Here is a 13329-nt window from a genome sequence, read left to right as displayed (position 1 = left end):
TGACCGGCGGAACGGAGAGCGGTGCAGTTCAGTCAGTTGCGGACGAGATTGTCGTAGACGGCGAGATAGTCGGTGACCATCCGGTCCGCGCTGAAGCGCTTCAAAGCCCGCGCCCGACACTGCACCCGATCGAGGCCGGCGACCCGGGTGATCGCTTCGACGGCCTGGTCGACGGTGGAGACGAGGAGACCTGTCACCCCTTCGTCGACGACCTCGGGCATGGAGCCTCGCTTGTAGGCGACGACCGGGGTGCCACAGACCATCGATTCCACCACCGACAGCCCGAACGGCTCGTCGAAGGCGATCGGGTGCAGCAGTGCGGTGCTGTCACCCAGTACCTCGGCACGCCGTCGCGGACCCACCGACCCGAGGAAGGCGACCTGGTCGCCGTCGATGTGCGGGGCCACCTGTTCGGCGAAGTACCGCTCGTCCTGGACGATCCCGCAGATGGTGAGGGGCCGGCCGGCGCGGCGGGCGATCTCGATCGCGGTGTGGGTGCCCTTGTCCGGGTGGATCCGGCCGAAGGCCGCCAGCCCAGGACCGGCCTTGTTGGTGAACGGCAGTCCGGCGACATCGACGCCGTGGTAGACCGTGGCCACGTAGTCCAGCTCCGGCGCCCGGTCGGCGTCGGAGATCGACACGTACGACGAGCGGGCTCGGCCATAGGCGGGCAGGATCCCCGCGCCGGAGAAACCGTGCACAGTGGTCAGCAGCGGCGCGCGGCAGTGTTCCGCGAACGCCAGCGGCAGCCAGTCCAGGTGACTGTGCACGAGGTCGAACTGCGCCGAGCGGGCCATCGCGTGGGAGACGTGCATCGCCTCCCACACCCGACCGTCCAGGTCCGGGTCGTCCGCGTACCCCCGTGGGCAGACTCCGTCGAGCTGGGCGGACGTGACGGAGTCCAGTGTCGCGAAGAGCGTCACGTCGATCCCGCGGCTGACCAGCCCCTCGGCGAGCAAGCCGGTCACCTGCTCCCACGGGCCGTAGTGATGTGGGGGCGTACGCCAGGCGACCGGTCCGAGCAGCGCAACCCTCAAGGGGAAGACGACGCGTCGACGAGATCAGCTGGGTTGAGGTTCAGGGTGGCGAGCAGCCCTGAGTGCTTGGCCGGGTCCACCCACTCGGGCAGTTCGCGCTCGACCCAGGCGGCCCGGGCCACCTGACCCCGGTCGCGAAGTGCGGCGACGATCCGATCCCTGGCGATCCTCATCTGGTACTCCCTAGTTAAGGCGTTCGGAACAATTCGCACGGAGGGTGTACCCAGGTGCGCGCGTCGGGCAACCGACCGCCGGACACCGACGACGCGGCGCCGGTCGGTCGGGACGCGGTCTGCGATCAGCCGACACGACCGTCACGTCGCGGCGATGGAGAAGATGAGCGGTAACGCCCCTGGCGGGCTGGTGGCGACGGCGTCTGGCGGCCACCGGGGTCCCGGGCGACATGTTCACCGTACGCCCTCGCGGCGGTCCGCCGCACCAGCCCTGGACGGGCCGGAGGTCAGGGCTCCAGCACCACCTTGCCGGCCCGGGTGCGGTTCTCGGCGAACACCAGTGCCGCGGAGACCTCGCTGAGCGGATAGCGGGCGGCGATCTGCGGCACGATCACTCCCTGCCGCAGCAGGTCGAACACGATGCCGAGATCGGTGCGCAGGCGACGGCGGAACGCGGCGCGCCGGGTGAGCTGGCCGGCCCAGAAGTTGTAGAAGCCGGCCCGGTGGCCGTTGGGCAGCGCGTTCCAGGTGTAGAGGCGGGTCAGCAGCTTCACGAAGACCCACACGACCGACTGCCCGGTGCCGACGGCGGCGGCATTGCCGTAGACGACCAGTTTGCCGCCGGGGGCGAGCAGGGCGTACGAGGTGCGTACGCCCGGGCCGGCCACCGGGTCGAAGACGGCGTCGACGCCACCCGGCGACAGCCCGCGGACCCGCGCGGCCATGTCCGGGTCGCGGTAGTCGAGCGGTTCGACGCCGAGTGCGCGCAGCCCGGCGTGGTGCCGCTCGGCGGCGGTGCCGATGACTCGCAGGCCGAGGTGTCGGCCGAGTTGGACGAGCACGCTCCCGACGCCGCCGTTCGCGCCGTGCACGAGGATAATCTGTCCGGCCGTCAGGTCGGCGTCCCGCAGCATCTGCCAGGCGGTCACCCCGTTGACGACGACGGTCTCGGCCGCGGCAGGGTCCAGACCCACGGGCACCGGGGCCAGGGCATCGATGTCGACAAGCGCGCGCGTGGCCCAGGCACCGGTCTTGGTGACCGCCGCCACCCTGGTGCCGACCAGTGCGTCGTCGCCGCCGGGACCGACCTCCCGGACGGTGCCGACGAGGTCGTAGCCGGGCACGAACGGGAACTTCGGCTGGCCGGGGTAGAGGGCGAGGCGCATCTGCTGCTCGGCGAACGAGATGCCGGTGGCCTCGACCTCGACGAGCGCCTGCCCCCGGGCGGGCACGGGCATCGCGCGCCGGTGCAGCAGGAGGCCGTCGGGCTCGACCACGCCGGGCAGTACCACTTCGGTGATCGTCGTTTCGGTGGTCATCGAGGTTCTCCCTTGTTTGTAAGTGCGCACTCACACACTTGTTGGACCGAAAGATTGGGCCGCCGTAGCGGCCCAGCGTCGGGGTCGGTCAGGGGTGGCGAATGCCGGCGGTCAGGGCTCGGGCCCAGGGCTCAGGGACCTGCTCCAGGCTGGCGGTCACGATCAGGTGGCACAACTGGCCGTACGCGAAGAACTGCTGCACCTGCGCGTCGCTGGCCCGGGCCCGACTCTGCACGAAGGTCGCGACCCGCCGGTAGCCGGCCCGCACCGCCTCGGCGACCTCCGGGATGTCCGTGACGGCCTGCGCCTGCACCTGGAAGAGCAGCAGGTCGCGATCGGCGATCAACTCCGCGTAGGCACCGCCCATGGCGTCGAGGACCTCCTCCGGGCTGTCACCCCGGGCGCGCTCCGCACCCGCCTCGATCGCGTCGGCGATCCGGTCGAAACACGCCCCGGCCGCCGCCACGAACAAGCCGAGCTTCCCGGAGAAGAGCCGGAAGACGTACGCCTCGGAGATGCCGGCGGCGGCGGCCACGGCGGTGACCGGGGTGGCGTGGAAGCCGGCGCGCGCGAACACCGACACGGCGGTGTTCAGGACGGTGACCCGGCGGGCCTCGGCAGTGGATCGCATGTTTGTAAGTGTGCACTCACAAACAAGGGTCGTCAAGTCGCTCGGTTTGTCAGGGTGCGATGCGCAGCAGCCGGATCGCATCGTCGTCGTAGTCACCGAAGCGGTACCGGAGACCGGCGAACGGGCTGCCGGGGAAGTCGCCGGTGATCGTCGTGGTCACGACGGTGCCGGTGGCAGTGACCTCGACGTCGGTGATCTCGTACGACACCAGCGGCACGGCACGACGCCACGCACGGATGGCCTGGATGCCCCGGTGCTCGGTCGACTCGTCCTCGACCACGGCGTCCTCGGCGAAGAGGGCGAAGTAGTCCTCGGAGTCGGGCTGGCCGGCGAGCTCGAAGTAGCGGCGGATGATGGCCGGTGCGGCCTGGGTGGCGGTCATGGTTGGCGTCCTCCCTGGACGTTGTGAAGATCAGGTCAGACCGTCGGGATGGTGCCGCCGTCGATGACGTGTTCGGCGCCGACGATCGCCGAGGCACGCTCGGAGACCAGGAAGGCCACCAGGTCGGCGACCTCCTCCGGCCGCGCCGGGCGGCCGAGCGGGATCCCACCCAGCGAGTCCATCAACTGCCCCAGGGCGGTGTCGCGGTCGACACCACTCCCCACGGCGAGGCGGTCGACGAGCGCGTCGGCGGCGGTGGTCTGGATGAAGCCGGGTGCCACGCTGTTCACCCGGATGCCGTACGGAGCGAGTTCGTTGGCCAAACCCTTGCTGTACGCGGTCAGCGCCGCCTTGGCCGCCGCGTACCCCAGGGTGGCCTGGTACATCGGCTTGCGCCGCTGAATCGAGGTGAGATGCACGATCGCGCCGGCGCGCTTTTCGATCATTGACGGAACGAGGCGCCGGTCCAGGCGTACCGCGCCGAGGAGGTTGAGGTTCAGCTCGTCCATCCAGGCCTGCTCGGTGAGCGCGGCGAAACCACCGGACGGAGCGTGCGACCCACCGACGACGTGCACGACGATGTCCGCGCCCCCCTCGGCGAGCAGGCGTTCGGCCACCGTCCCCGCGCCGTCGACGCTCGACGTGTCGGCGGCGATGAACCGATCGGCGAACTCGTACCCCGCCGGCTCACTGCGGGCGCTGACCCACACGTCCGCCCCGACCTCGCGCAGCCGGGCGGCGATCGCCGCGCCGGCCCCCTTCGTACCTCCGGTCACCAGCGCACGGCGACCGTGCAGTGAGTCCCGCTGGGACATCTGTTACTCCTGTCTGGGCAGCATGAAGCGGCAGTCGTATAGTTACTGCTGAAACAGCAGCTACTAACTTCGACACTAGCACCTACTCGGGAGAGGGCACAGTTGTGGCCGGGAAGATCCGCTTGGAGGACCGCGAATGCCCGCTGTCGAGCGCGCTCGGCCACGTGGGCGAGTGGTGGACGCTGTTGATCCTGCACGACGCCTTCGACGGCTACACCCGGTTCGACCAGTTCCAGGCCAACCTGGGCGTCTCGTCCAGCATCCTGACCAGCCGGCTGAAGACCCTCACCGGTCAGGGGTTGCTCGAACGACGCCGTTACCAGACCAGGCCCGACCGTTACGAGTACGTCCTCACCGACCTCGGCCGCAGCCTGCGGCCCGTCGTCGTCGCCCTCGCCGCCTGGGGTAACTCACGCCTCGAGCCGAGCGAGCGCAGCATGATCCTCGTCGACCGGACCACAGGGGTGGAGGCCGACCCGGTGATCGTGGACCGCCGCACCGGTCGCCCGCTCGACGACGCCGACTTCGTGTTCGCCGCCGGCCCGGCCGCCAGCGAGACCATGCGCAAACGCTACGAGCACATCCCCACCCGGGTTACCCCGCAGCGGCCCTGACCGGCTCACTCCAGCGGATGGAGGCGGGCCGGGTCGCCGGGTCGGAGGCTGTCCGGCACGTCGTCGGCGCTGCTGGCGGCGATCGAGCCGAGCAGCGCCAACGAGCGGGCGGACTCCGTACCGGGCTCGGCGTGGTAGATCACCAGCAGCTGCCCGTCGGCGCCCGCCACCGCGAGCTTGTCGCAGTACAGGTCGAGATCGCCCACCTCGGGGTGGTGCAGCCGGCTGACGATGCCCTCCCGCCGACGCACCTCGTGGCGCGCCCACAGTTGCCGAAAGCAGTCGCTCTTGAGTGACAACTCGCCCACCAGCGCCGTCAACCGTGGGTCGTCGGTGGCCCCGCCCGAGTCGGCACGCATCTGCCCCACGACGCTCTGCATCGCCTGCCGCCAGTCGCGGAACAGCTCCCGCTCGGCCTCGTCCAGGAACACCGCCAGGAGTCGGTTGGCGCCCGGGGCGAGATTCGGCGACAGCGCCCTCGCCATCGGGTTCGACGCCAGGATGTCGAGGTAGCGATTCTGCACGAAGGCCGGCATGGAGAGCTGCCGCAGCAGGTGCAGGATGCTGGCCGGCACCCGCTCGGCGGCCGGTCGGGCCGCCCGGCGCGACCGCGCACGGCTCAACCCGATCATGTACGCGGTCGCCTCCGGATCCAGCCGCAGCACCCCGGCGAGGGCATCGAGGACCTGCACCGAAGGGTGCCGCTCGCGACCCTGCTCCAATCGGAGGTAGTAGTCGGCGCTGATGCCGGCCAGCATCGCCACCTCCTCACGCCGCAGGCCCGGCACCCGGCGCAGGCCCACGCCCGGGCCGAGCCCGACGTCCTCGGGCCGGGTCTGCTCCCGGCGGGCGCGCAGGAAGTCGCCGAGCGGGTTCGTTGCGTCCATGCCACCGACGGTAGATCGCCGGGCGGCCCGGTGACTGGCTGTGTCACTACCAGGAACAGCTCGCCCTGCCGCCTGGGCGGCTGCCGGCGGACAGTCGTCGAAGGGCCGGTTCCGAACGGCCGCAGATGTCACGACGACAACGGACAGAGGATGAGATGAGCGAGAACCTTCCCGGCGGTGCCCTCACCCCCGCTGACGGCCTCACCCTGAGCCGGATGGGCTACGGGGCGATGCAGTTGGCCGGCCCGGGTGTCTTCGGCCCGCCCCGCGACCGCGAGCAGGCGCTCGCCGTGCTCCGCGAGGCCGTCGACCTGGGCGTCCGCCACATCGACACCAGCGACTTCTACGGACCCGTCGTGGTCAACGAGCTGATCCGCGAGGCGCTCCACCCGTACCCCCAGGGTTTGCACCTGGTCACCAAGGTCGGCGCGCGCCGCGGCGCCGACCGCTCCTGGATCCCGGCTCTGGAGCCGGACGACCTCAAGGCCCAGGTACGGGAGAACCTGGAACACCTCGGCCTGGACGTCCTCGACGTGGTCAACCTGCGGGTAGGCATGGCCGAGGGCACCGGCGACGCGCCACTCGGTGCGCAGTTCGCCGCCCTGGCGGAGCTGCGGCAGGAGGGCCTGATCCGGCACCTCGGGCTCAGCAACGTGACGCTCGACCAGCTCGACGAGGCGCAGGCCATCGCGCCGGTGGTCACCGTGCAGAACCTCTACAACCTCGCGAACCGGCAGGACGACGCCCTTCTCGACCGGTGCGCGGAGGAGAACATCGCGTTCGCGTCGTTCTTCCCGCTCGGCGGGTTCACGCCGTTGCAGTCCGACACGCTCGACGGCGTGGCCGCCCGACTGGGTGCCTCACCGCAGCAGGTAGCCCTCGCCTGGCTGCTCCAGCGCTCCCCCACCACAGTGCTGATCCCCGGCACCTCCAGCCTGGCGCACCTGCGGGAGAACGTGGCGGCGGCCGACCTGAAACTGCCGACCGACGCCGTCGAGGAGTTGGACGCGTTGGCTTCCTGACTAGTGCTGGTGCGGCCGGTTGCGGATCAGGGTGAGCGCCAGCACTGCGGTGACGAGGAAGACGACGCCGTTGACCCGCAACCCCGCCTGGACACCGGAGGTCAGCGCCTCGGCGATCGCCGCCCGGACCGGGTCGGGCAGCGGTTGGCCGCTGTTGGCGCCGGAGGCCACCGCTGCCTGCACGGCGGTACGGGTGGGTTCGCCGATCTGGTGCGCGGCGAGCCGGTCCGGCAGGTCGGCCACCATCGTGGTGGTGAGGAGAGTGCCGAGCACTGACGAACCGAGCACCGAGCCGACCTGTCGGGCGGCGTTGACCGCGCCGGAGGCCATGCCGGCCTGGGCGGGCGCGACGCTGGCCAATGCCGCCGCCGTCGCCGGGGCCACCACCAGACCGCTGGCCGCGCCGAACAATGCGAACAGCGCCCAGCGGTCACCGAACGACGTGGTCGGCCCCTGGTTGGCCAACGCGAAGCTGGCCACCGCACCGAGGACCAGGCCGAGGGTCAACGGCGCCTTGAATCCGGTACGACGAATCGCGCGCCCGGCACCGAAGGCCACCAGCACGTACGCGCCGAAGAGCACCAACATGCGCCAGCCGGTGTCCAGCGGGCTGAGCGCCTGGGCACGTTCGTGGAAGAGGACCAGCAGGATCGCCACGCCGGTGAAGCCGAACAGCGACACCGCGCCGACGACCATGACGGCGCTGAACGACCGGGACCGGAACAGCCGCACGTCGAGCATTGGCGCGTTGGCCCGCAGTTCTACCAGCACGAACGCGACAAGTGCGACGACCGCGACGACCCAGGCCGTCGACACCACCGGGTTGGTGTAGCCGACCTTGCCGCCCTGGATCAGCGCGTAGACGGCGGCCGCGATGGCGACGGTGCCCAGTAGCAGGCCGGGCACGTCGAGTCGGGCGGCGCTCGGCCGGGACTCGGCCACCCCGACGATGGCGACGACGAGGGTGACCAGACCCAGCGCGATCGTCGACAGGTAGACGCTGTGCCACTGGTAGTGCCGCAGCAGGGTGCCGGCGATGAGCGGGCCGATCGCGAGGCCGATGCCGGAGGCCGCCGACCACGCGGTGATGACCTCGGTCCGTCGGTGCGGATCGGTGAAGGTCGCGCCGAGGATCGCCAGGCTGTTCGGCAGGATCAGGGCTCCGCCGAGGCCCGCGACCAACTGTCCGACGATCACCCATGCGACGGTCGGAGCGCCAGCCACGACGGTTGCGCCGACGATCATCGCGACGACCCCGGCGCCGAACATGCGCTTACGCCCGTAGCGGCTGCCCAGGGTGGCCGCGGACAGCACGGCGCTCGCCACCATCAGGGTGTAGGCGCTGGGGATCCAGACCAGAGTGGTGGGGTCGACCCGCAGGTCCTGCTGGATCGTGGTCAACGCGGATACCGTCGCGGTGATCTGCAGGAACGTGATCATCGCGCCCAGGCACATGGCGATCAGGGTCACCGGGCGGGAGCCGCGCAAGGATGAGCGGGCGACGGCGGCCGACCCGGGTGCCGCCGGTCCTGATGGGGTCTTCCCGGGTGGGGTTGGGGCCGTGGCGCTGGTGGTCACTGAAGATCCTTCAGGCTGGTGATCTGACTTGCGTATGCTGAAGTCAGCTCGACCCAGTGAAGCACCTGACTAGCCTCCATGCAAGTCAGGTACGCTGGAGGCATGGAGGACCTACGAGACGACCGCGATTCCTGGACGAGCGAAAACTGCTCGGTGGCCCGGGCGATGGACATCGTGGGCAGCAGGTCAACGGTCCTGATCATGCGCGAGGCCCTGCTCGGCACGCGCCGCTTCGACGACTTCGTCCGCCGGGTCGGCGTCGGCGAGCCCGCCATGGCGGCCCGCCTCAAGGAGATGGTCGCCGCCGAACTGCTCGAACGAATTCCCTACCGGGAGCCCGGGCAGCGCACCCGCCACGAGTACCAACTCACCCGCAAGGGCCGCGAACTCCTGCCCGTCATCACCGCACTGCGCAACTGGGGCGACACCTGGGCCGCCACCGACACCGGCCCGTCCGTCGTCGCCACCCACCACGACTGCGGCGAGCCGATCCGCGCGGTGCTCCGCTGCGCCGCCGGCCATGAGATCGCCGACGGCGACATCGACATCGTCGCCGGCCCGGGCCTCGTCCGGCGCGACTGACGCTCCGGCCAACGACCACGCTCCGAAGCGACACTGCCGACAGGCTGCCCTGCCCTGCCCTGCCAGCTACACGCTGCCTGCCGCGAAGCAATCGATCATGATGACTGAAAGTGTCGTACACCTGTTCTAGTGTCGGGGCATGGTCGAGGAGTTGGCGCTGGCAGACGACGCCGTCGCCGCCTGCGTCGACGCCGCCGCCTGGGCCCTGCCGGAGCACGACCTGATCGCCGCGCTCGATGCCGCGCACCGCTTGGAGCAACGGCTCGCCGCCGTCAAACTCGCTCTGGTCCGCGAGCTCGACGGCCGCGGCACGCCCCGGGCGCAGGGCGCCTCCTGCACTGGGGTCTGGCTCCGCGAGCGACTGCGGCTGACCGTTCCCGCCGCCCGACGCCTCGTCGACCTCTCCACGGCCCTCGACACCGGCAACCCCGGCATCCGACAAGCGCTGGCTGATGGCGCCATCAGCCTGGACCAGGCCCGGGTCATCGCCGACACCCTCGACACCGTGAACAGGTCGGCCGACGCCGAGACCGCCGACAAAGCAGTCGGTGTGCTCGTCGGCTGGGCCGCACAATTCGACCCCACCCACCTGCGCAAACTCGGCACCCGCATCCTCGACCACGTCGCCCCCGACATCGCCGACGCCGCCACCCAAGCCGCACTCGACGCCGAACACCGCCGCGCCACCCGCGACCGCCACCTCACCCTCTCCGAACAGACCGACGGTCGCCTCCGACTCACCGGCACCCTCGACACCGAAACCGCCGGCCTACTCCGCGCCGCCATCGACCCACTGACCGCACCATCCGGCCCCGACGACACCCGCTCCCCCGGACAACGCCGCCACGACGCCCTCGCCGACATCTGCCGACTCGCCCTCCGAACCGGCGAACTGCCCGACAGCGGCGGCGACTCCGCCCAGATCGTCATCACCACCAACTACGACGGGCTGACCCGGCAGCTGTCGACCGGGGCGCTCGACATCGGCCTAGAACTCACCCCAGGCACGGTGCGCCGGCTCGCCTGTGACGCCGCTATCCTGCCGGCCGTCCTCGGCGGGACCGGTCAGGTCCTCGACGTGGGTCGACAACGCCGCCTCATCACCGGGCCACTGCGCCGCGCCCTCGTCATCCGCGACCGCGGCTGCGCCTTCCCCGGCTGTGACCGACCACCCCGCTGGTGCCACGCCCACCACATCCACCACTGGGCCGACGGCGGCACCACCAACCTCGACAACGCCGTCCTCCTCTGCGGCCACCACCACCGACACGTCCACCAGGCCGACTGGGTCGTCCGGCTCGGCGACGACGGACACCCCGAGTTCATCCCACCCGCCTGGCTCGACCCCGAACAACTCCCCCGCCGCAACCACTACCACCGACGAACGTAAGAGCAGCCAGCCAACGCCCGCGCAGCCCTTCAAGCCGGGCAACCACATGCGCGCGTTCCGGGCGACGGGCTCGCTCCCGGTGGCCGGGGTCGGGCCGGGGCTGCGCTTCACCCGCTCGACGGGACACAGGCGCCGCTCCGCGCTTGACGACGCGGGCTAGGCAGATGCGTCCGTTCCTACACCGCGCCTAGCCGCTCTGCCTGGGCGATGGCGCACGTACTGCTCCGGGTGCTCGGCCACGCGGAGAGCCGCCCGACCGCACGCCTGTGGAACTCCGAGCAACCGCGCACCTGACCCACGGCTTGACCAGCCGCGCCGTGGATTGTCCGGATGGGACGGACGATGGCCGGGTGGCGGCAACGCCGAGGAGGGCGCCGGCAGTGCCGAGGGACGCGACGACGTGGAGGTGGCCGAACGGGCGCTGCGGGAGGTGGTGGCCGACGCTCGGCGGGTCGGTGCGATCTGGCCGCTGGTGCAGGCGCTCTCGGCGCTGGCCCGGCTCAGAGTGGCCGGGCGTCCGGACGAGCCCGTCCGGTACGCGGCGGAGGCGCTGGCCGACCAGGCCGCCGCCTGGGTCCCCCCGTGGGACGGCCCGGCACGGATGGTGCCGGTGGCGGGCCGTCGGTAGACGGCCCGCCACCTGGATCAGAGGGTGACCTGGTGCACCCGGTCGTCGACACCGCGTACCGCCAGCCAGGCGCTGCCGTTGGCACCGGCGGCGGCTCCGGGAGCACTCCGGAACGCGTCGGTGGCGAACTCACCGCGTCGGAACCAGCCGCCCCAGGCGCCGTCGGCCAGGTTGCGCTGCCAGAGCCGGTTGTCGGCGGCCAGCGCGAACAGGTAGACCCGGCCGGAGGTGGCGAGCAGTGTCGGGCTACCGCTGGTGGTGCCGCCCAGGTTGGTCCAGGCCGACCAGGTGGTGCCGGTCCGGCTGCTCCACCACACCTCGTCGGTGCGGCTGCGGACCGCCACGTGCAGCACGCCGGCGTCGTCGACGACAGCGCTCGGCCGACCGTAGAACGGCCGATTCTCGGGAGCCCCGACGCCGGTCCAGCCGGCGTTCGGCGTACGCGACCAGAGCTTGCCGTCGGCGCCGCGGGCGACGAGGGTCCACTGCGTCGGGTTGGTCCACGCCACCGTCGGCGCGTCGGTCAGCGTGCCGCCGAGGCTGCGCCACGGTCCCCAGCTACCGGCCACGTAACTGCGCTGCCAGGCGGCGTTGTCGGTGCCGCGGACGAAGACGTCGAGCCGCCCGTCGGCGGAGCCGTACGCCGCCGGCTGGCCGAGGATCCGGCCGCCCACCGGGCCGCCGAGCGAGGTCCAGTGCGTGCCCCACGTCGTACCGGTGCGGGTGTTGACCGCCAGCGCACCGGAAGCGTCGCGGACGAAGGCGGTGGCGTGGGTGTCGTCCACCCGGACCAGCGCCGGGCTGGCGCTGGCGGTGCCACCGAGGTCGGCGCCGGCGACCTGGTCGGCGCCGGTCAGGCCGAGCATGGCCACCCCGTGCGCCGGCACCTCGACGGTGTACGAGCCGGTGAACGGCTGTACGCCCGGGCTGCCCGGTTTGGCGTCCACGTTGGAGCGGGACCACAGGTCACGGACCCTGACCGACCCGCCGAGGGCGACGTCGGCGAAGTTCACTGTGATCTGCTGGGCGGTGTCGTGCCGGTTGAGCAGCGCGACCGCCCGCTTTCCGGAGCCGGTGAGCACCTTGCTCCACACCTGCGCGTCGGTGCCGGTGTCGGCGACCTTGACGCCCTGCCGGACCAGCGGGTCCTGGTCCACCGCGATGATCTCGGGGTTGGTCAGCGCCGAGATCATCTCCTTCGGCAGGCCCCGCGGGTCGGAGCCGATCACCAGCGGCGCGGCCATGATGGCCCACATGCCGAGCTGCGTCTTGGACTCGTCAAGGCTCAACTCGTACCCGCCGTCGGGCAGTGGACGCATCGGCAGCAGGTAGTCCGGGTCGTTGTAGTGCCCCGGTCCGGTGGCCGCCGGGTGGTACGCGTTGACGTCCATGTTGCGCAGCACCCACGGGTACGCCCACTGCGGAGTCGGGTCGGTGAGCCCCACGTCCGTGTAGGTCCGCCAGGAGTCGGCGATGGTGGGCGCGTACGTGTAGCTCCAGGTGGAGAGCTGCTCCGGGGGGTACGGGCCGCCGCCCCAGTCCGAGCTGACCGGGTTGCAGATGTTGAGCAGCATCGGTCGGGGCGACTGGCGTACCGCCTCGGCCAGTTCCCGGAAGGTGGTCTCCGGGTCGAGGCCGGCGGCCCGGCCGCAGAGCCAGTCGGCCTTCAGCGCGTCGAAGCCCCAGCCGGCGAACTGGGCGATGTCCGCCCGGTAGTGGCCGTTGCTGCCGAGCCCACACTGTCCCGGCAGGTACGGGCCGGCGTCGGTGTAGATGCCGGCCTTCATCCCCTTGCTGTGGATGTACGCGGCCAGCGCGGCCATTCCACCGGGGAAGCGGGCCGGGTCGGCGACGAGCTGACCGGCGTCGTTGCGGGGGGTGGGCGCGGCCCAGTTGCCGTCGATCCACACGTAGGTGTAGCCGGCGTCCCGTAGACCACTGGTGACCATGTAGTCGGTCACCGACCGTACTTCGGCCTCGGTGGGGTCGCCACCGAGACCGAAGTAGGTGTTCCAGCCCTGGTAGGGCGTCGGGGCGAGGCCGCTGTTGAAGAAGGCCGGCGCGCCCTGGTCCTCGGCGCCGGTGGCCGGCGGGGCGTTACCGGGGCGGCCGGGCCCGTGGCCGGCCCGTGGTGGGTCGGCGGGGGGTGGGCCGGCCATCGCCGGCATCGGGCTGGCCAGGCCCAGGCCGAGCACGGCCAGGGCAGCGGTCAGCTGTCGGTTCAGGCGCATGGAGGTACTCCTGTCCCTCGGGGGTGGGGGTGGTGGTGCT

Annotated in this window: 14 protein-coding genes; 5 read left to right on the top strand and 9 right to left on the bottom strand. The window is 71.3% G+C overall.

Annotated elements, in window-relative coordinates; genetic code table 11:
• Nucleotides 1-32: 32 nt before the first annotated feature.
• From ABZ794_RS06535 to ABZ794_RS06510, 6 genes are all read right to left on the bottom strand, one after another.
• Entirely contained in the window at nt 33-1037 is a 1005-nt protein-coding gene (locus tag ABZ794_RS06535) for a glycosyltransferase family 4 protein (protein ID WP_210785692.1), read from the bottom strand.
• A complete protein-coding gene (locus ABZ794_RS06530) occupies nt 1034-1210 on the bottom strand; it encodes a hypothetical protein (RefSeq protein ID WP_357514548.1) in 177 nt (58 codons plus the stop codon). The genes ABZ794_RS06535 and ABZ794_RS06530 overlap by 4 nt, the downstream gene beginning before the upstream one ends.
• Before the next feature lie 287 nt (nt 1211-1497).
• Complete coding sequence (locus ABZ794_RS06525) at nt 1498-2529, bottom strand: medium chain dehydrogenase/reductase family protein (RefSeq protein WP_357514546.1); 1032 nt, start codon at nt 2527-2529, stop codon at nt 1498-1500.
• A gap of 88 nt (nt 2530-2617) precedes the next feature.
• Nucleotides 2618-3160 carry a TetR family transcriptional regulator gene (locus ABZ794_RS06520; RefSeq protein WP_357514545.1) on the bottom strand — a complete coding sequence of 181 codons (543 nt, stop codon included), beginning with the start codon at nt 3158-3160 and terminating at the stop codon, nt 2618-2620.
• A 49-nt stretch (nt 3161-3209) separates the two neighbouring features.
• Entirely contained in the window at nt 3210-3542 is a 333-nt protein-coding gene (locus ABZ794_RS06515) for a nuclear transport factor 2 family protein (RefSeq protein WP_357514543.1), read from the bottom strand.
• 35 nt (nt 3543-3577) lie between these two features.
• Nucleotides 3578-4357 (bottom strand): SDR family oxidoreductase, encoded by a 780-nt coding sequence (locus ABZ794_RS06510; RefSeq protein WP_210785687.1) that lies wholly within the window; start codon nt 4355-4357, stop codon nt 3578-3580.
• Between the two features lie 122 nt (nt 4358-4479).
• On the opposite strand from ABZ794_RS06510, the gene ABZ794_RS06505 reads away from it, so the two are divergent.
• Entirely contained in the window at nt 4480-4971 is a 492-nt protein-coding gene (locus tag ABZ794_RS06505) for a helix-turn-helix domain-containing protein (protein ID WP_210785686.1), read from the top strand.
• A gap of 5 nt (nt 4972-4976) precedes the next feature.
• On the opposite strand, the gene ABZ794_RS06500 is transcribed toward ABZ794_RS06505, so the two are convergent.
• Nucleotides 4977-5858, bottom strand: coding sequence for a helix-turn-helix transcriptional regulator (locus ABZ794_RS06500; RefSeq protein ID WP_210785685.1), 882 nt, complete (start codon nt 5856-5858; stop codon nt 4977-4979).
• A 155-nt stretch (nt 5859-6013) separates the two neighbouring features.
• Here ABZ794_RS06500 and ABZ794_RS06495 point away from each other — a divergent pair, with 155 nt between their 5' ends.
• Nucleotides 6014-6880: an oxidoreductase gene (locus tag ABZ794_RS06495; RefSeq protein WP_357514540.1), complete on the top strand. Its 867-nt coding sequence runs from the start codon at nt 6014-6016 to the stop codon at nt 6878-6880.
• Here ABZ794_RS06495 and ABZ794_RS06490 read toward each other — a convergent pair whose 3' ends face one another.
• Nucleotides 6881-8350, bottom strand: coding sequence for an MFS transporter (locus ABZ794_RS06490; RefSeq protein ID WP_357514538.1), 1470 nt, complete (start codon nt 8348-8350; stop codon nt 6881-6883).
• A 210-nt stretch (nt 8351-8560) separates the two neighbouring features.
• Between ABZ794_RS06490 and ABZ794_RS06485 the strand changes: the two genes are divergently transcribed.
• The 3 genes from ABZ794_RS06485 (at nt 8561) to ABZ794_RS06475 (ending at nt 11058) form a co-directional block, all read left to right on the top strand.
• Nucleotides 8561-9040 carry a helix-turn-helix domain-containing protein gene (locus ABZ794_RS06485; RefSeq protein WP_357514536.1) on the top strand — a complete coding sequence of 160 codons (480 nt, stop codon included), beginning with the start codon at nt 8561-8563 and terminating at the stop codon, nt 9038-9040.
• A gap of 139 nt (nt 9041-9179) precedes the next feature.
• Nucleotides 9180-10430, top strand: a complete 1251-nt coding sequence (locus ABZ794_RS06480) for an HNH endonuclease signature motif containing protein (RefSeq protein ID WP_238690749.1) — start codon at nt 9180-9182, stop codon at nt 10428-10430.
• Nucleotides 10431-10752: 322 nt separating this feature from the next.
• Nucleotides 10753-11058, top strand: a complete 306-nt coding sequence (locus ABZ794_RS06475; protein WP_357514534.1) for a hypothetical protein — start codon at nt 10753-10755, stop codon at nt 11056-11058.
• A gap of 17 nt (nt 11059-11075) precedes the next feature.
• Here ABZ794_RS06475 and ABZ794_RS06470 read toward each other — a convergent pair whose 3' ends face one another.
• Nucleotides 11076-13289, bottom strand: coding sequence for a glycoside hydrolase family 27 protein (locus ABZ794_RS06470; RefSeq protein ID WP_357514532.1), 2214 nt, complete (start codon nt 13287-13289; stop codon nt 11076-11078).
• Nucleotides 13290-13329 lie beyond the last annotated feature (40 nt).

This window comes from Micromonospora sp. NPDC047187 (assembly GCF_040643355.1).
GTDB lineage: Bacteria > Actinomycetota > Actinomycetes > Mycobacteriales > Micromonosporaceae > Micromonospora > Micromonospora salmantinae.
Note: the sequence above shows the minus strand (reverse complement) of the source record. Positions and strands in the feature narration are given on the sequence as shown.

Coding starts and splice junctions, on each gene's coding strand:
- ABZ794_RS06530 (WP_357514548.1), bottom strand. CDS start 1,210: ATGAGGATCGCCAGGGATCGGATCGTCGCCGCACTTCGCGACCGGGGT.
- ABZ794_RS06525 (WP_357514546.1), bottom strand. CDS start 2,529: ATGACCACCGAAACGACGATCACCGAAGTGGTACTGCCCGGCGTGGTC.
- ABZ794_RS06520 (WP_357514545.1), bottom strand. CDS start 3,160: ATGCGATCCACTGCCGAGGCCCGCCGGGTCACCGTCCTGAACACCGCC.
- ABZ794_RS06515 (WP_357514543.1), bottom strand. CDS start 3,542: ATGACCGCCACCCAGGCCGCACCGGCCATCATCCGCCGCTACTTCGAG.
- ABZ794_RS06510 (WP_210785687.1), bottom strand. CDS start 4,357: ATGTCCCAGCGGGACTCACTGCACGGTCGCCGTGCGCTGGTGACCGGA.
- ABZ794_RS06500 (WP_210785685.1), bottom strand. CDS start 5,858: ATGGACGCAACGAACCCGCTCGGCGACTTCCTGCGCGCCCGCCGGGAG.
- ABZ794_RS06495 (WP_357514540.1), top strand. CDS start 6,014: ATGAGCGAGAACCTTCCCGGCGGTGCCCTCACCCCCGCTGACGGCCTC.
- ABZ794_RS06485 (WP_357514536.1), top strand. CDS start 8,561: ATGGAGGACCTACGAGACGACCGCGATTCCTGGACGAGCGAAAACTGC.
- ABZ794_RS06480 (WP_238690749.1), top strand. CDS start 9,180: ATGGTCGAGGAGTTGGCGCTGGCAGACGACGCCGTCGCCGCCTGCGTC.
- ABZ794_RS06470 (WP_357514532.1), bottom strand. CDS start 13,289: ATGCGCCTGAACCGACAGCTGACCGCTGCCCTGGCCGTGCTCGGCCTG.